The following is a 16875-nucleotide window of genomic DNA, read 5'->3' as shown; positions in this document are numbered from 1 at the left end:
GTCCGGTGGCCGGGAGGCCCGTTCGTTGGCGTCCGGTCACCGGGAACGCCACGCCGCACGATGCGCCCGTCGGCCTAGCTTGGCGAGCGTGAACAGTGCCCGCCAGTTCGACGCGGTGGTCGTCGGCGCCGGATTCGCCGGCCTCTACGCCTTGTACAAATTACGCGCGCAGGGGCTGACGGTGCGCGTCTTCGAAGCCGCGCCCGAAGTCGGGGGCACCTGGTACTACAACCGGTATCCGGGTGCGCGCTGCGACGTCGAGAGCGTCGACTACAGCTACTCGTTCTCCCGCGAGTTGGAGCAGTACTGGAACTGGTCGGAGAAGTACGCGACTCAGGCCGAGATCCTGCGTTATCTCAACTGGGTCGCCGACGAACTCGACCTGCGCGACGACATCACGTTCGAGACCAGGGTCTGCTCCGCGGTGCTCGACGAGCACACGTCGCAATGGACGGTTACCACCGATACCGACGAGCAGGTGCTGGCCCGGTTCTGCGTGCTGGCGACGGGTCCGCTGTCGGCGGCGCTGACGCCGGACTTCAACGGCCTGAGCACGTTTGGTGGCGAGGTGTACCACACGGCGCACTGGCCGCACGAACCCGTGGACTTCAGCGGCAAGCGGGTGGCGGTCATCGGCACCGGATCGTCGGGGATCCAGTCGGTGCCCGTCATCGCCGAACAGGCCGAGCGACTGTACGTGTTTCAGCGCACGCCCAACTACAGCGTGCCCGCAGGCAACACGCCGTTGAGCGACGCCGACCGAGCGGCAGTCAAGGCGGACTACGCGGAACGGCGGCGGCAGTCCTGGTGCAGCGGTGGAGGGTCGCCGCACGTCGCTCACCCGAAGCTGACGATGGAGGCCACCGCCGAGGAACGTCGCGAGGCGTTCGAGCGGCGCTGGGAACTCGGGGGCGTGCTGTTCTCCAAGACGTTCGCCGATCAGCTGACCGACATCGCAGCCAACGACGAAGCCCGCCTTTCTACGAGCAGAAGGTCAGGGCCGTCATCGACGATCCCGAGCTGGCTGACCTGCTCATCCCCACCGATCATCCAATCGGCACCAAGCGAATCTGCACCGACACCAACTACTTTCAGACGTTCAACCGGCCACACGTCAAGCTGATCAGCGTGCGCCAGACGCCCATCGAGTCCATCGACACGACCGGGATCAACACTTCCGATGCCCACTACGACGTCGACGCGATCGTGCTCGCCACCGGGTTCGATGCGATGACGGGCGCGTTGGCGAAGGTCGACGTCGTCGGTCGCGGCGGGGCGCGGTTGAGCGACTACTGGGCCGATGGACCCCGTACCTACCTGGGCCTCGGCGTCGACGGATTCCCGAACCTCTTCATCGTGTCCGGCCCTGGCGCACCGGCCGTGTTGGCCAACATGGTGCTGCACGCCGAGGCGCACGTGAACTGGATCGGCGCCTGCATCGGCTACCTCGACGACCACGGCTATGTCGGCATCGAAGCCACCGATGCTGCGGTGGACGACTGGGTGCGGGAGTGCGCGCGCCGGGCGGAGGCCTCGTTGTTCACCAAGGCTGACTCCTGGTATCTCGGGGCCAACATTCCGGGCAAGCCAAGGGTGTTCATGCTGTTCATCGGCGGATTCGCCGTGTACAACGACATCTGCGCCGAGGTCGCCGCCGCGGGGTACAAGGGCTTTCGCTTGCTCAAGGAGGATTGATGCGGTTACTCGACCGGGTTGCGGTGGTCACCGGTGCCGGACGAGGGTCCGGTCGCAGCCACTGCGTGCGCATGGCCGAAGAGGGCGCCGACCTCATCGCGCTCGACACCGCCTCGGCCGCAGCCGACTTGGCGGTCACGGCCGCTCAAGTCGAGCGGCACGGTCGGCGTTGTGTCACCGAGGTGGCCGACGTGCGCGATTTCGACGCGCTCGTCGCCGGTATCGACGCCGGAGTGGCCGAACTTGGCCGGCTCGACATCGTGGTGGCCAACGCAGGCGTGCACACCGCAGGGGCACCTGCCTCGGAGCTCACGGAGGAAACCTGGCGGCACACCATCGACGTCAACCTCACCGGCGTCTGGCACACGGTCAAGGCCGCAGTCGGCCACTTTGGCGAGCAGGGCGGTTCGATCGTGATCATCAGTTCCACCTCGGGACTTCGCGGCGAACGCAACGGTGCGCACTACTCGTCGAGCAAGCACGCTGTCGTCGGGCTGGCGCGGTCATTGGCCAATGAGCTTGGTGCCAAACGGATCCGGGTCAACACGGTGCACCCGGGAGCGGTGGGTACGGCGATGGTGCTCAACGACGCAACGTTCGCGCGGCTCTGCCCCGACGTGGAGCACCCCACGGCTGAGGACGCGGCGAAAGTGCTTGCGGCGCGGAACTTGTTGCCGGTGGGCTGGGTCGATCCGGTGGACGTCAGCAACGCGGTGCTGTTCCTGGCCTCCGACGAGGCGCGCTACATCACCGGCACGCGACTCGTCGTCGACGCGGGCTTGAGTGAGAAGACGACGTGACCGGGCGGCTGGCTGGCAAGGTCGCATTGATCACCGGTGCGGCCAGGGGCATTGGGCGCGCTCAGGCGGTGCGCTTCGCAGAGGAAGGCGCGGACATCGTCGCGCTCGACGTGTGCGCTCCGATCGAGACCGTCGTGGTTCCTGCGGCGACCACCGACGACCTCGGCGAGACCGCTCGGCTGGTCGAGGCCGCCGGCGGCCGCATCGTGACCGAGGTCGTCGACGTCCGTGACCCGGACGGCCTTCGCGGCGCGGCCGACGCGGGAGCGAGTGGCTTCGGAGGCATCGACATCGTCTGCGCCACTGCGGGTATCACGTCGCGGGGTATGGCCGCCGAGCTCGACGAACACACTTGGCAAACGATGCTCGACGTGAATCTCACTGGGGTGTGGCGCACCTGCAAGGTCGCGGTGCCGCACCTGGTGGCGCGGGGGAGTGGAGCCGTCGTTTTGGTCAGTTCGATCGCCGGCTTACGCGGCCTGGTCGGGGTTGCGCACTACACCGCGGCCAAGCACGGCGTGGTGGGTTTGATGCGCAGCCTCGCGCAAGAGCTTGCGCCACATGGTATTCGGGTGAATTCAGTCCATCCGACCAACGTCGACACTCCGATGATCCAGAACGCCGCGGTCAGCTCGGCCTTCCGGCCCGACCTCGACCGGGCGCCGACAAGGGCGGAGTTCGCCGAGGCGGCGCGGTCGATGAACCTGCTCGACGTGCCCTGGATCGACCCGGTCGACGTCGCCAACGCCAGCCTGTTCCTGGCGTCTGACGAGGCCCGGTACATCACCGCAGTGGCGCTACCGGTCGACGCGGGTTCGACGCAACGCTAAGCGGAGTGGTGAGCCGCGATGAGTCTTGCGGCGTCCGGGAGTCTTACTGTCGAATCCCTTACGGAGGAGGACTCTGATGCGCAGCGTGACGTATTCGATGGGCGTCTCACTCGACGGCTATATCGTCGGGCTGGACGGCGGCTTGGATTGGGGGGTCCCCGACGACGAGGTCTTTCGCTTCTGCCTCGACGAACTACAAGGGGTCGGCGTTCACCTGTTGGGACGACGGCTCTACGAGACGATGCTGTACTGGGAGACCGCCGAACAGGATCCGTCGCTCAACGATGCAGAGCGCGAGTGGACCGTGCTCTGGAACGCGCTGCCAAAAGTCGTGTTCTCCACGACGCTGTCGGCTGTGCAGGGCCATGCCCGCTTGGCTTCTGGCGGATTGGCCGCAGAGATCGAGCGGCTGCGCGCCGAACCGGGGGAGGGCGACATCGCGATCGGTGGCGCAGCACTCGCCGCGGAGGCAGCCGCGCTAGGCCTGATCGACGAATACCGCACCAGGGTCTCCCCGGTGCTGCTCGGTGGTGGCACCCCCTACTTCCCCCAACACGAGCGGCGGGTGGACCTCGAACTCGTCGAGAGCCGCACCTTCAGTTCGGGAGTCGACTACCGCAGTTACCGTGTGACGCGCTAGCGCTGCCTGCGAAGAAACGCGAGCACCGTCGACTCGAAGGCGGCCTTGGCCTCGATCATCGCCCAGTGGCCGCAGTTCGGAAACACGTGAAGCTCTGCGTTGGGAATGGTCCGCATCGGGATGAGCGCCATGTCCAGTGGACTGACCCGATCGTCGCGACCCCACGTCAGCAGCGTCGGGCACTTGACCTTGTGCATGATCGCCCACGGCATCGGCATGTCGGCCTTTCGCATCATCGCCATCATCTGCGCGAAGGCGGCCTTGCCGTACATGCGGCGGGCCGACTCGAGGGTGGGCGGATCGGTCGCGAGCGCCCAACGCTCCTCGATCAATTGGTCCGTCACCAGCGCCTCGTCAAAGACCATGGAGCGCAGCCAATCGACGAGGCGCTGTCGCGTCGGCTCCTCGGTGAAGTCCTGCAGCAACCGGATGCCCTCGCTGGGTCCCGGGCTGAAGACGTTGGTACCGATGCCGCCGATCGTGACGAGCCTGCCCACTCGGTCGGGGTGGTTGATGGCGAAGTTGATTCCGACGCCACCGCCCATCGAGTTGCCGATGATGTCCACCTTGGGTACGTCGAGGGCTTCCAGGAATGGTGCGACCGCCGCTTGCGCAGTCACCATCGGATGGCCACCGAAGTCGGCGCTGACGCCGAAGCCGGGGAACTCGAGCACCAGGCAGCGGAAGTGCTGCGCGAACGTGGGAAGTACCCCGCGAAAGTTGCGCCACCCGGTGACGCCCGGCCCCGATCCGTGGAGGAACAGCAGCGCGGGGCCGCTGCCCTGGTCGTAGTACCGCAAAGTGCCTGCGGGCGTGGCGAGTTCGAGCAATCCGTCGTCGGGTCCAGCGGTCACCGTCGCTCCGTTCTCCATGGGTGGCGTGGCACCGGTGCCACGCGCACTCTCACGCTAGGTGACGGTGTGGGGAAGCGGACGCCGTATCCCACCAGGCGGGCAGAGCCTAGGCTGCCGACATGGACGCCGAACTCGAAAGCTGGAAGGCCGCAGGCCAGTACTTCGACTACCTGGGCTTCGACATCTTCTATCGGGTCGGCGGGCTTCCGCTCGGGGAGGGGCCGACGCTGCTGCTGGTCCACGGCTACCCGTTCAACTCCTTCGACTGGGAGCTGATCTGGCCGACACTCGTCGAGCGGTTCACCGTCATCGCTCCCGACATGATCGGCATGGGCTTCTCCGCCAAGCCCGTCGCCTATCAGTACTCGGTGCACGATCACGCCGACATGCACGAGGCGCTGCTGGCGCGCCTTGGCGTGGAGCGTTGCCACCTGCTGGCGCACGATCTCGGCGATTCTGTCGGCCAGGAACTGTTGGCGCGCTACCACTTCGGCGAGCATGCATACGGGTCGGTGAGTTACGAGTCCATCACCTGGCTCAATGGCGGCATGTTCAACGAGACGTACACGCCGCGGGCCATGCAGAAGCTGATGTCGGGCACCCCATTGGGCGACCTCATGAGTCCGTTGCAGGGTTCTCCGCTGTCGCGCCGCCTGTTGGAGCCGACGATCAACGAGATGTTCGGCCCGAACACCAAACCGTCCCGTCCGCTCATGGAGAAGTTTCACCAGATCCTCGACTACAACGACGGCAAACGCGTGCTGCACAAGGTCGGTCGCTTCCTCGCCGACCGGTACGCACACCGAAACCGCTGGGTGCGCGCGATGCGGGAGACCCAGGTGCCGATGCGGCTCATCGACGGTCCCATCGACCCGAACTCGGGCGCGCACATGGCACGGCGGTATGCGGAAGTCATTCCGAACGCCGACGTGGTGATGCTGGCCGACGACATCGGGCACTGGCCGCAAATCGAGGCGCCCACAGACGTGCTGGCGCACTTTCTGGCCCACGTCGACCGGGTGATCGATCGTTGAGTGTGAACTGAGGGCGAGTCCACTCGAAGAACGTCGCCGTGAGCGCTACGTCAACGCGCTGATATGAGTGGAGTTAGTCCTTCACAAACGCCTCCGGAGGTGTCAGGAAGGGATCTGTAACTGATTCCTTTCGGGGTCCGTGTGTTGACGCACGTGGACCTCCTGACACACCCCGGAGGTGTTGTTGTGTCTGTGCATGTAGCCCCAGTCACGTTGTCCACGATCGTCGTTGCCGTCGATGTCGGCAAGACCTCAGCAGTGTTTTCGGTGACTGACGCGGCTCGTCATCGGCTGGTCGCTCCGTCGGAATTCGCGATGACGGGGTCGGGCCTGACCGCGGCGGCGGCTCGCGCGATCGCTGTGGCGCCTGCGTCGGTGCAGGTGAAGGTCGGCGTGGAGGCAGCTGGGCACTATCACCGCCCGGTGCTCGACCATCGATGGCCCGATGGGTGGGAAGTGTTGGAGCTCAATCCCGCTCAGGTCGCCGAGCAGCGTCGCGTGCAGGGTCGGCGTCGGGTCAAGACCGACGTGATCGACCTGGAGGCGATCACCGATCTGGTGCTGGCTGGGTATGGGCGCCCGGTCGCCGATCGCGATGCCGTCATCGGTGAGGTGAGCGCCTGGGCCGGACACCGGAGTCGACGGGTCGCCACACGTACCGCGACCAAGAATCAGCTGCTCGGGCAGCTGGACCGGGCGTTTCCCGGCCTGACCCTGGCTCTGCCCGACGTGATGGGTACCAGGATTGGCCGGCTAGTGGCCGCCGAGTTCGCCGACCCGGCACGCCTGGCAGGGCTCGGAGTCAACCGGCTGATCCGGTTCGCCGCGACCCGCGACCTGCAACTGCGCCGTCCGGTCGCCGAGCGTCTGGTCGCCGCGGCCCGCGACGCGCTGCCGACCCGCGACGCGGTGATCGCGCGCCGGATACTGGCTGCCGACCTGGTGTTGCTGGCCGACCTCGACGATCAGATTGATACCGCGGAGACTGAACTGGGGTCGCTGCTGCCGCGCAGTCCGTACGCGACGTTGACCTCGGTACCAGGATGGGGAGTCGTGCGGGTCTCCAATTATGCTGCTGCCCTTGGTGATCCGCAACGGTGGCCGGGACCTCGGCAGATCTACCGTGCGTCGGGGCTGTCCCCGATGCAGTACGAATCCGCCCACAAACGCCGCGATGGTGGTATCAGCCGTGAAGGCAGCGTGGCCTTGCGCCGCGCCTTGATCGACCTCGGTATGGGACTGTGGCTCACCGAGCCGGCGGCCAGAACCTACGCCCTCGCACTCAAGGATCGCGGCAAGCACGGCGGAATCATCGCCTGCGCGTTGGCCCATCGCGCCACCCGCATCGCTCACGCACTCGTTCGCGACCACGCCACCTACGAGCCGACCCGTTGGGCCTAAACCCCCGCACACCCCACTCGGGAAAGGACCAACCAGACCCCTTCACAACCCCCATCGGTAGTGCCACGCTAAGCGGACGGGACGAAGGGCCGGATCAGATGCCGTGCGCGCTATGGCGGACCCCTCACCGGGTTACGCCGCTCCTAGCTTGGCACCCGGCCCTTCGCCTCCACGGCAGCCCGAACGACGCCAGATAACCCACCGAGGTTGCATGCATCAGCGTGGGCGCCAGGCACCCCTCAACTCACAGCAGCACCACCGACCGCATGAAATCCAACGCCCCATCCAAGGGTGTCAACCCACTATGGCCCCGCTCCACTTGACTCGACCTACAGCCAGCTAGGAAGGCTCGGGGAGCGGTTCGGTCAACGCCTTCGCCATGACGGGCACGGTCAGCTCCCGCTGCCATGGCCGCGCTCCCGCATCGGCAAGGAATGCATCGATGACCGGGGCGGCGTCGTCCACCGGCTGCCAGTCCCACACCAGCCTGCGGACGAGCTCCGGGGTCAGCAGATTCTCAGTCGGGACCGAAAGCCGTTCGGACAGTTCGCTGAGTCCGTTGCGGACCGCTTCCAGCCGGGCCGCGGCGTCGGGCTTGCGGCGGCTCCAGCGCACGGCGGGCGGTGGGCCCGTCAGCGGTTCGCTCGCGGCGGGCAAGTCGTCGGTCGTGCGGGCGCGCGTCAGCGCGTCCAACCACACCTGCGCGCTGCGGCGCTGGCGTGAGCCGCCGAAGACCGGAAGGGCCGTCAGCTTCTCCACGGTGTCGGGATCGTTGGTCGCGGCGTTGACGATGGCGGCGTCGGGCAGGATGCGCCCCGGTGCGATGTCACGGCGCTGGGCGATGTGGTCGCGCGTCGTCCACAGTTCGCGCACGGCGGCCAGCGTGCGCGGGGAGCGCACCTTGTGGATGCCCGAGGTGCGGCGCCACCGGTCCCGCCGGGTGAGCGGAGCGACGTAGGTGCGTAGGTGTTCGAATTCCTCTGCCGCCCAACGTGACTTGCCCTGCTCTTCGAGTACCTCGGCGATCGCGGCGCGCAGCTCGAGCAGCACCTCGACGTCGAGCGCGGCGTAGTTCAGCCACTCTGCAGGCAGCGGTCGCTTGGACCAGTCCGCCGCGCCGTGACCCTTGGTCAGGGCAAGGCCGAGCAGCCGCTCGACCATGGCGGCCAGGTTCACCCGTTCGAAACCCGCGAGTCGGCCCGCGAGTTCGGTGTCGTACAACGCAGTCGGCGTCATGCCGAGTTCGCCGAGACACGGAAGGTCTTGATCGGCCGCGTGCAGGATCCATTCGTCCTTGGTGAGCACCTCGGCGACCGGCGCCATGGCCTCGAGGGGGTCGATGCCGTGGCTGACGGGGTCGATCAGCACCGTGCCAGCGCCTGCCCGCCGGATCTGGATCAGATAGGCGCGATTGGAGTACCGGAAACCAGAGGCGCGTTCGGCATCGATGGCGAAGGGTCCGTGGCCTGAATCGAGAAGTGCTGCGGCTCTGGCGATTTCACTGACGTACAGCGCAACCGCCGGCACCCCGTCAGCCGGAGCTAGCAGTGGGATGGCCTGAGCCTCGGGTTCCTGCGGACCGGGGTCTTCCGACGTTTCTTCCGTCATCAAGCGCGGGTGCGGGAGCTCAGGTCGGTGACCCCCAACGGGGGCAGCCCGGCCGCGTGTTCGAGCACCTCGCAGAACGCAGTCACGTGGGGGCCAAGTTCCAGCGTCGTCGCCGTCCACGAAGCGCGAAGCTCCAGTTGGTGAGCGCGAGGCGGTCCGGAGATGTCGCCGTAGCGCACCGACGTGGTCGCGGTGACGGTGCCTCCGAGTGCAGTGACGTGCTCCTCGCGCTCTGCCAACGCGTCGACGAGCCAGCTCCACGCGACCTCGGGCAGTAGCGGGTCGACGGCTTCGGTCGAGTCCAGATCTGCCTGGATGTAGGCGACTAGCCGCATGGTGCCGTCCCAGGCCTCGGCGCCGTCGGGATCGTGGAGCAGGATCAGTCGGCCGAACGCGTCGCCCTCTGACCGTTCGGGCACGATAGCCGTGTCGGGATGGCGCACCTCGGCGCCAAGGGCGTAGCTGTACGGAGCCAACCGCTGCGGCGGACGGATCGGGCCAAGGTCGATCTCAGGCCGCACGGTGGTGGCGTTCATCGCCGCCACCGCTTCGCGGAACTGAGCCGGCTCGGCAGAGGTCACGGCGTTTGACGCTAGCCGATCCGGGCATCGGACACGGCAGGCGCGCCGAACTGTTACCAGACGGTGCCAGGAGCGCCCGTGAACAGGGCCTCATGGCAGCATGGTGGCCGATGAGCACCCGTCGTAACCTGCCCGATTCCCCGTACCTCGCCGCGGCAGCGGGCCGCAGGCCCAGCCGCACTCCGGTGTGGTTCATGCGCCAAGCGGGACGTTCGTTGCCGGAGTACCGGGCCTTGCGTGCCAACCACGGCATGCTGGCGGCCTGCTTCGACCCGGGTCTGGTCTGTGAGATCACGCTTCAGCCGGTGCGACGGCACGGAGTAGACGCCGCCATCTTGTTCTCCGACATCGTGGTGCCGCTGCGCGCATCGGGCATTGACCTGGACATCGTGCCCGACGTCGGACCCGTCATCGCGAACCCGATTCGCACCGCGTCCGACGCCGCGGCGATCAAACCGCTCGAGCCAGGGCAGGTCGCTCCGATCTCCGAGGCCGTGGAGTTGTTGGTGGCCGCCCTTGGCGACGTGCCGCTCATCGGGTTCGCCGGTGCGCCCTTCACGCTGGCGTCCTACCTGGTCGAGGGCGGTCCGAGCCGCAACCACGAGCGCACCAAGGCGATGATGTTCGGCGAGCCCGCGACCTGGCACGCGTTGATGACCGCGCTGACCGACATCACCATCGGCTTCCTGCGCGCCCAACTCGACGCCGGTGTCGACGCCATCCAGTTGTTCGACTCGTGGGCGGGGACGCTGTCGCTGGCCGACTACCGCAGTCACGTATTGCCGCACAGTGCGCGGGTGTTCGCCGCACTCGCCGGCGACGGGGTGCCTATGACGCACTTCGGTGTCGGTACCGCCGAACTACTTGGCGCGATGGGTGAGGCGGGCGCGACGGTCGTCGGAGTCGACTGGCGCACCGCCCTGGCCGACGCCGCCACGAGGGTGGGCCCCGGGTTCGCACTCCAGGGCAACCTCGACCCGGTGGTGTTGCTGGCGGGCTGGCCCGTTGTCGAACGGGCCGTGCGAAACGTCGTCGAAGATGGTCGTCGCGCCGTCGCTGCAGGAGCCGCGGGCCACGTGTTCAACCTGGGCCACGGGGTACTGCCTGCCACTGATCCGGGCATTGTCACCGACGCGGTCACATTGGTGCACTCCTTGTGAGAGCAACGTACTGCGTTGTGGGAGGCGGTATCTCGGGATTGGTTGCGGCCTATCGGCTTCGGCAGGCGTCGGGTCCGGACGCATCCATCACGCTGTTCGACCCCGCCGACCGGCTGGGTGGGGTGCTGCGCACCGAGCGGATCGGCAACCAGTACGTCGACGTCGGCGCCGAGGCATTCGTGGCGCGCCGACCCGAAGTGCCTGCGTTGCTGGCCGAATTGGGGTTGGCGGCGCGGCAGGTCGGCTCGACGGGGGTGCGGCCGCTGATCTTCTCCGGTGAACGCTTGCACCCGATGCCCCAAGGCACGTTGCAGGGCATACCCGCCGACGCGTCGAGCGTCATGGGACTCGTCGACGCAGCGACGGTGGCGGCGATCGGCGGCGAACGGGAACGCCCGTTCTCGTGGCGGCCCGGCGCCGATCCGCCCGTCGGGAGCCTCGTCGGTGACCGCTTCGGAGCACAGGTCGTGGCACGGTCCGTCGACCCCCTGCTGGCCGGGGTGTACGCGGGTTCGGCCGCCACGATCGGTGTGCGCTCCGCGGTGCCGACGCTGGCCGCCGCGCTGGACCGGGGGGCGAGGAACCTCACCGATGCGGTGCGCCAGGCGCTGCCCCCGCCGACGTCGGATTCGGTGTTCGGCGCCGTCGACGGCGGCTACCGGGTACTGATCGACGCACTCGTCCGACGCGCCCACGTCAACTGGGCACACGTCGCGGTCGAGCGCGTCGAACGGGCCGCCGGCGGATGGACCGTCGTCGACGATGAGGGGGCCTGCTGGCCCGCCGACGCGGTGGTGCTCGCCGTACCTGCGCCGAGGTTGCCCCGGATCATCGAGCGCGTGGCGCCGCGAACTGCCGCGGCGGCGCGGCGGATACACGTGGCCTCGAGCGTGCTGGTGGTGTTGGCGCTACCTGGCGGGACGCCGATGCCTGCCCAGTCGGGCGTGCTGGTCGCCAGCGGAGAACCCTTGCACGCCAAGGCGATGACGTTGACGTCCCGGAAGTGGGGCGCCCGCGGCAACGTCGAGTTGGTGCGGCTGTCGTTCGGGCGGTTCGGCGATGGTCTGGCCCGAAGTGTGGGCGACGAGGAACTACTGAAGTGGGCGTCGGACGACCTGTCCACCGTGTTCGGCGTCAACGTGGATGCCGTCGACTGCCACGTGCAGCGCTGGCTCGACGCGATGCCGCAGTACGGACCGGGACACCTCGACGTCGTCGCTGAGTTGCGGGCCGGGTTGCCACCAGGGCTGGCCGTCGCGGGCGGCTACCTCGACGGCATCGGGGTGCCCGCGTGCGTCGGGTCGGGCACGAGGGCGGCCGCGGCGTTGACCGCCTAGCGCGTGGCACGATGGCTGTATGGCCAAGCTCGATTATGACGCGCTCAACTCCATGACGAGATACATGATGATCTCGGTGTTCGCCGTGCAACCGCAGGCCTTGGGGGAGGACCGCGCCGCAGTCGTCGACGAAACCGCGACTTTCCTCAAGCAGCAGGAGGAGAACGGCGTCGTCGTGCGCGGGTTGTACGACGTCGCGGGCCTCCGGGCCGACGCCGACTTCATGATCTGGACGCACGCCGAGCGGGTGGAGGACCTGCAGGCCACCTACTCCGGGTTCCGCAGGACGTCGCTTGGCGTCGTCAGCGAGCCGGTATGGAGCGTGGTCGCGCTACACCGGCCCGCCGAGTTCAACAAGAGCCACGTGCCTGCGTTCATCGCGGGCGAACCCGCGGGCGACTACCTATGCGTGTACCCGTTCGTGCGCTCGCTGGAGTGGTATCTGCTGCCTGACGACGAACGGCGCAAGATGCTGGCCGAGCACGGCATGGCGGGCCGTGAGTACGCGGATGTCCGGGCCAACACGGTGCCCGCCTTCGCGCTCGGCGACTACGAGTGGATCCTGGCGTTCGAAGGCCCTGACCTGGGTCGCATCGTGGAGTTGATGTGGAAGCTGCGATACACCGATGCGCGCCGACACGTCCGTGAGGAGACGCCGTTCTTCACCGGCCCACGGGTCGGGGTCGAGGAGCTCGTCGCCAAGCTGCCGTGACAGTGCGGGCCCATGACTACTCAGATTTGCTGTTTTTGAAGGTTCGTGGACAGCGAATGTCGTGCAGGGCCCTAAATTGGCGGGAAACGCGTCAAGGGCGATCTAATTTGCTCGCTCGGTAAATGTTGCTAGCATCCCCCGATGGGGCGAATCGCGTGGCCGGTGGGTATTGCCACGGCTGTCGCCGTCGCGCTCTCGGTGTGGTTCATCGGCGGCTGGGGTGACGAGGCGACGCTGCGCATCGGCTGCAACGTCGCCTGCGTGGTCTTTGCCATCTTCGCCACCGTGTGCGCTGTGGTGGCCGCACGCTCGTCGGCTGGTCGGAAGCGCGCCGCCTGGGGGTGCGTGAGCGTCGGACTTGCCGGGTGGATCGTCGGCTCCGCGCTGTGGTTGTTCTACTCGCTGGTGCTGGGGACCTCGCCGTTTCCTTCGCTCGCCGACGCCGGTTATCTGCTGTTCCCGATAGCCGTCTGCATCGGATTGGTCGTGTACCCCGTCGGATTCTCCGGACACTCGCACGGCCGCCTGGTGCTGGACGGGCTGATCGTGGTCGCCGCGCTGTTCCAGGTCTCCTGGATCCTCGTACTCCAAGGCGTATACGACGCGGGCGGCACCAGCCCCTTCGCCTTCGGGTTGGCCCTGGCGTATCCCGTTGCGGACCTGGTCGTCATCGCGGTGGCCTTGCTGGTGTTGGCGCGGGCTCGCCCCGGACAGCGCCGGACGCTGACATTGCTCACGGTCGGCGTCACCCTGATGGCGCTGTCGGACAGTGGATTCGTCTACGTGACCGCTCACGATGCACATCGGGGCGGCAGCATCGTGAACGTCGGTTGGATCGCGGGCTTACTGGTGATCGGCATCGCCGCACTGGTGAGCCAGCGCGAGCCGACCTCCGATGCGGGACCGGTGCGGGTGCCGTCGAAAGCGGCCCTGTGCCTGCCGTACCTACCGACGGCGGCGGCGATCGCCGTGTGCACTCCGCCGGTCATGAGGACGCCGGGGATGGGCGCACTCTTCGTGTCGACGGCAATGCTGGTCGTCGCCGCGATGGCGCGGCAATTCTTCGTCGTGAGCGAGAACCGCAGGCTGCTCGAAGTGGTCGCAGATCAGGCCATGCGCGACCCGTTGACCGGGCTCGCGAACCGCGCGTTGTTCAACGACCGACTGATGCACGCCGTGCAACTACACCAGCGAGAAGACCAACCAGTGGCCGTGCTGTGCCTGGATCTCGACGACTTCAAACTCGTCAACGACAATCTGGGTCACCCCGCGGGAGATGCCCTGCTGGTGCTCGTCGCGGAACGAATCCTCGGGTGCGTCCGCACCGGCGACACCGTCGCCAGGTTGGGTGGCGACGAGTTCGCCGTGCTCATGGAGGGCAAGGTCGAACACTCGCGAATCGTGGCGCACCGGGTGATGGCAGCCTTCGACGAGATGTTCCTCATCGACGGACATGACCTCTTGCTGCGGCCCAGTGTCGGACTCGCGGTGGCGTCCGGAGCTGACACGGGGACCTCCGCTGATGCGTTGTTGAAGCAGGCCGACGTGGCGATGTATTCGGCCAAGCGCTCCCGCACCGGTGGTGTCCACACTTTTGATCCCGAGATGCATCTGGTCGACCCGGCCGATTCCGGGCTGGCGGCTGGCTCGATGGCAAGCGCCGGGCGCAATGGGGCAGCCACGGTGCGCACGTTGGGCCAGCTGCGCAAGGCCATCGATCACGCCCAATTGAGTCTGATGTATCAACCGAAGTTCGGGCTCCACGACGGAACGCTCGTCGGCGTCGAGGCCTTGGTCCGATGGCCGCACCCCGAACGCGGCCTGCTTGGTCCTGACCATTTCCTACCGCTGGTCCGAGAACACGGGCTCATGCGGTCGGTCACGGCATTGGTGATCGGCCAGGCGCTCGACGACGCGGCGGAGTGGCAGGCGAGCGGTTTTCGGGTGCCGATCGCCGTGAACATGTTCGCGCCGTCGCTCTGCGATGTGGCGCTGCCCGACCAGTTGCTGCGCGCACTCGACGACCGCGGCCTGAGCCCCGACGTGCTCACCATCGAAATCACCGAAGACTTGTTGCTCGACAACGTGGACCGCACCAGAACCGTGCTCGACCGGCTCCGGGCGTGCGGGATGCGGGTCGCCATCGACGACTTCGGCAGCGGCTACTCCTCACTCGGCTATCTGTGCGAGCTTCCGATCGACGAGGTGAAACTCGACAGGCAGTTCATCGCACCGATACTGGCCGACCCGCGGGCCGCCGCGGTGGTCCGTGCGGTGGTCGAGCTCGCCCACGTGCTCGGTATGACGACCGTCGCCGAGGGCGTCGAGAACGCCGCAACCGCGGCGATCCTGAGCGAATACGGCTGCGATGTCGCGCAAGGGTTCTACTACAGCCCGCCACTTGCCGCCGTCGAGCTGCGCACGCTGCTGCCCGGGGTTATGTTGCGGGCGACAGCTTCAGCGAGATCGAGTTGATGCAGTACCGCTGATCGGTCGGCGTCGGGTAGCCCTCACCCTCGAACACGTGGCCAAGGTGGCTGTGGCAGTTGGCGCAGATGACCTCGACTCGGTGCATGCCCAGTGAGTCATCCGTCTTCAGGATGACCGCGTCGGAGTCCTTCGGATCGAAGAAAGATGGCCAGCCGCAATGGGATTCGAATTTTTCTGAGCTGCGGAACAACTCGGCACCGCACGCCCGGCATTCGTAGACGCCTTCGGTCTTGGTGTCGGTGTATTCCCCCGTGAAGGGGCGTTCCGTGCCCGCCTGGCGCAGCACCGCGAACTCGTCCGGGGTGAGCTTCTTGCGCCAGTCGTCGTCAGTCAGTTCGACCTTGGGTGTACTCATGCCTCCACGCTAGCGAGTTCCAACAGGTCGCGGAACCTCGAACTTAGGCGGCGATGGCCCGCGCGTCGTCGACGCGCTCGATCCAGGGTGGGTCGATGCCGTCCTGCAGGCGACCGTCGGCCTTCGCGTCGAGGTACCGGAAGTACAAGACGCAGAAGACCACGATGAGCATCAGCGACCATCCGTAGGTGATCTTCATGTACTCGAGATAGCGGCCCGTCGTCGGCCAATGGCCAAGCAGCCAGCGGTCCATCGTCATGAAGCCGTAGATCGCCAGCCACGCAGGCCAATTGCGGATCACCGAATTGGGCAGCACCACCGACATCAGGAAGGGAAACAGCATCATCGAGTAGTAGCCCTGGCCCAGCGACGTCACCAGGAACGTCGCGATGAGCAGCACGCCGGACGACGTCACCATCCAGAACAGCGGGTCGCGTTCCCGGTAGTAGCGGTACAGCAGCCACAGGCTCGCGACCGCGAGCAACAGGAACAGCACGCGGAGCGACAGGATCAGCCACGTCGGCAGCCCGTAGTAGATGCCGTTGCCCTGAATCGAGCTGTTGAAGTAGTCGCGGACGCTGAAGATGTAGGGCACCGTGCCGCGCACGAAGTTCATCGGGTCGCTGACCATGAACCAGCCGACGGCGTTGAACAACAGGGGCACGAAGAACGCCGTCACCAGGGCTCGCCACTGGCGGTTGAGCAGCGGCAGCAGCAGCAGCGGCGCCAGCGACGGTTTGATCACCAACGTCAATCCGACGGCGACGCCCGCGAGCCATTGGTGGTTGACCTTGCCGTCAAGGAGCCACCGGAAGAACAGCACCTCGCACAGCAGGATGCACCCGTTGATGTTGGTGAACACCAAAGTGTTGGTAACGCTTTCGGTGCAAAACATCGCAAGCAGCAGGGCCGGGGCAGCGACCGACGCGAGCGAGAACTTGAACAGACGCAGCAGGAAGTACGCGGCGACGACGATCGCGATGGTGTTGAACGTGATGAACCAGTACCTGGAGGCGTCCACGGGCAGGTATCCGAACGGGGCGAGCAGCAGCGTGCCGCCGGGCGGATAGAGGTAGTGCGGGTCGACCTGGTCGAAGTGCTCGTTGTAGATGTCCAGGCCGAGCTTGAAGTTGATGACGGCGCGGTAGACGGGGCCGAAGTCGTCGGTGATGTAACCGTTCGTCCCGAGCACGTAGCTCCGGTGGATTATCGAGATGATGGCTGCGGGCCACAACACCGAGCGCAACACCGTCGCGGTGCTGGGCGGGGATGTACGGGGTCGAAAGGCGCTCAGCAGAGCGTGCTTGGGCGAGCGAAGCGACGGGAGAGAGTTGGGTACCGCCACCAGCGCACCGTACACCGGCCACCGGGACCGGCA

The 16875-nt window shown here is 66.9% G+C and carries 14 protein-coding genes and 1 pseudogene; 10 read left to right on the top strand and 5 right to left on the bottom strand.

The genetic code is table 11. The features are described from left to right. Nucleotides 1–79: 79 nt before the first annotated feature. The 4 genes and pseudogenes from SLQ30_RS02615 to SLQ30_RS02600 all read left to right on the top strand — a co-directional run bounded on the left by SLQ30_RS02615 (nt 80) and on the right by SLQ30_RS02600 (nt 3965). Nucleotides 80–1695 (top strand): annotated as a pseudogene (locus tag SLQ30_RS02615) (flavin-containing monooxygenase). Beyond that, a complete protein-coding gene (locus SLQ30_RS02610) occupies nt 1692–2495 on the top strand; it encodes a mycofactocin-coupled SDR family oxidoreductase (RefSeq protein WP_319445268.1) in 804 nt (267 codons plus the stop codon). The pseudogene SLQ30_RS02615 and the gene SLQ30_RS02610 overlap by 4 nt, the downstream one beginning before the upstream one ends. Beyond that, the gene (locus SLQ30_RS02605; RefSeq protein ID WP_319445267.1) at nt 2492–3325 is read left to right on the top strand and encodes a mycofactocin-coupled SDR family oxidoreductase; all 834 of its coding nucleotides are present in this window, start codon (nt 2492–2494) and stop codon (nt 3323–3325) included. The genes SLQ30_RS02610 and SLQ30_RS02605 overlap by 4 nt, the downstream gene beginning before the upstream one ends. A 76-nt stretch (nt 3326–3401) precedes the next feature. Then, nucleotides 3402–3965, top strand: a complete 564-nt coding sequence (locus SLQ30_RS02600) for a dihydrofolate reductase family protein (protein ID WP_319445266.1) — start codon at nt 3402–3404, stop codon at nt 3963–3965. Here the strand turns inward: SLQ30_RS02600 and SLQ30_RS02595 are convergent. Then, nucleotides 3962–4837 carry an alpha/beta fold hydrolase gene (locus SLQ30_RS02595; protein WP_319445265.1) on the bottom strand — a complete coding sequence of 292 codons (876 nt, stop codon included), beginning with the start codon at nt 4835–4837 and terminating at the stop codon, nt 3962–3964. The genes SLQ30_RS02600 and SLQ30_RS02595 overlap by 4 nt on opposite strands. 101 nt (nt 4838–4938) lie before the next feature. On the opposite strand from SLQ30_RS02595, the gene SLQ30_RS02590 reads away from it, so the two are divergent. Both SLQ30_RS02590 and SLQ30_RS02585 read left to right on the top strand, forming a co-directional pair. After that, entirely contained in the window at nt 4939–5853 is a 915-nt protein-coding gene (locus SLQ30_RS02590) for an alpha/beta hydrolase (protein ID WP_319445264.1), read from the top strand. Nucleotides 5854–6039: 186 nt separating this feature from the next. Further along, entirely contained in the window at nt 6040–7254 is a 1215-nt protein-coding gene (locus SLQ30_RS02585; RefSeq protein WP_319445263.1) for an IS110 family transposase, read from the top strand. A 339-nt stretch (nt 7255–7593) separates the two neighbouring features. Here SLQ30_RS02585 and SLQ30_RS02580 read toward each other — a convergent pair whose 3' ends face one another. Both SLQ30_RS02580 and SLQ30_RS02575 read right to left on the bottom strand, forming a co-directional pair. Then, nucleotides 7594–8862, bottom strand: a complete 1269-nt coding sequence (locus SLQ30_RS02580; protein ID WP_319445262.1) for a ribonuclease D — start codon at nt 8860–8862, stop codon at nt 7594–7596. Continuing rightward, a complete protein-coding gene (locus SLQ30_RS02575; protein WP_319445587.1) occupies nt 8862–9398 on the bottom strand; it encodes a DUF3000 domain-containing protein in 537 nt (178 codons plus the stop codon). Before SLQ30_RS02575 ends, SLQ30_RS02580 begins: the two co-directional genes overlap by 1 nt. A gap of 155 nt (nt 9399–9553) precedes the next feature. Between SLQ30_RS02575 and hemE the strand changes: the two genes are divergently transcribed. The 4 genes from hemE (at nt 9554) to SLQ30_RS02555 (ending at nt 15127) form a co-directional block, all read left to right on the top strand. Further along, nucleotides 9554–10603, top strand: coding sequence for a uroporphyrinogen decarboxylase (gene hemE / locus SLQ30_RS02570; protein WP_319445261.1), 1050 nt, complete (start codon nt 9554–9556; stop codon nt 10601–10603). Continuing rightward, nucleotides 10600–11940, top strand: a complete 1341-nt coding sequence (locus SLQ30_RS02565) for a protoporphyrinogen oxidase (protein WP_319445260.1) — start codon at nt 10600–10602, stop codon at nt 11938–11940. Before hemE ends, SLQ30_RS02565 begins: the two co-directional genes overlap by 4 nt. Nucleotides 11941–11959: 19 nt before the next feature. Beyond that, nucleotides 11960–12652, top strand: coding sequence for a hydrogen peroxide-dependent heme synthase (gene hemQ / locus SLQ30_RS02560; protein ID WP_319445259.1), 693 nt, complete (start codon nt 11960–11962; stop codon nt 12650–12652). Nucleotides 12653–12793: 141 nt separating this feature from the next. Next, entirely contained in the window at nt 12794–15127 is a 2334-nt protein-coding gene (locus SLQ30_RS02555; RefSeq protein WP_319445258.1) for a putative bifunctional diguanylate cyclase/phosphodiesterase, read from the top strand. Here the strand turns inward: SLQ30_RS02555 and msrB are convergent. Together msrB and aftC are read right to left on the bottom strand one after the other, a co-directional pair. Then, a complete protein-coding gene (msrB, locus tag SLQ30_RS02550) occupies nt 15090–15497 on the bottom strand; it encodes a peptide-methionine (R)-S-oxide reductase MsrB (protein WP_319445257.1) in 408 nt (135 codons plus the stop codon). The two genes, SLQ30_RS02555 and msrB, sit on opposite strands and share 38 nt — an antisense overlap. Before the next feature lie 43 nt (nt 15498–15540). Beyond that, nucleotides 15541–16857, bottom strand: coding sequence for an arabinofuranan 3-O-arabinosyltransferase (aftC, locus tag SLQ30_RS02545; protein ID WP_319445256.1), 1317 nt, complete (start codon nt 16855–16857; stop codon nt 15541–15543). Between the last annotated feature and the right edge of the window lie 18 nt (nt 16858–16875).

Origin of the sequence: Mycobacterium sp. RTGN4, assembly GCF_033804635.1 — a bacterium.
Classification (GTDB): domain Bacteria; phylum Actinomycetota; class Actinomycetes; order Mycobacteriales; family Mycobacteriaceae; genus Mycobacterium.
The sequence above is the reverse complement of the archived record's forward strand: the minus strand, read 5'-3'. Positions and strand labels throughout refer to the sequence as shown.

Bases quoted from the DNA above. Each gene is read 5' to 3' on its own strand.
- SLQ30_RS02580 (WP_319445262.1), bottom strand. From the start codon at position 8,862: ATGACGGAAGAAACGTCGGAAGACCCCGGTCCGCAGGAACCCGAGGCT.
- SLQ30_RS02555 (WP_319445258.1), top strand. From the start codon at position 12,794: ATGGGGCGAATCGCGTGGCCGGTGGGTATTGCCACGGCTGTCGCCGTC.
- SLQ30_RS02595 (WP_319445265.1), bottom strand. From the start codon at position 4,837: ATGGAGAACGGAGCGACGGTGACCGCTGGACCCGACGACGGATTGCTC.
- SLQ30_RS02600 (WP_319445266.1), top strand. From the start codon at position 3,402: ATGCGCAGCGTGACGTATTCGATGGGCGTCTCACTCGACGGCTATATC.
- msrB (WP_319445257.1), bottom strand. From the start codon at position 15,497: ATGAGTACACCCAAGGTCGAACTGACTGACGACGACTGGCGCAAGAAG.
- SLQ30_RS02590 (WP_319445264.1), top strand. From the start codon at position 4,939: ATGGACGCCGAACTCGAAAGCTGGAAGGCCGCAGGCCAGTACTTCGAC.
- SLQ30_RS02575 (WP_319445587.1), bottom strand. From the start codon at position 9,398: ATGAACGCCACCACCGTGCGGCCTGAGATCGACCTTGGCCCGATCCGT.
- hemQ (WP_319445259.1), top strand. From the start codon at position 11,960: ATGGCCAAGCTCGATTATGACGCGCTCAACTCCATGACGAGATACATG.
- hemE (WP_319445261.1), top strand. From the start codon at position 9,554: ATGAGCACCCGTCGTAACCTGCCCGATTCCCCGTACCTCGCCGCGGCA.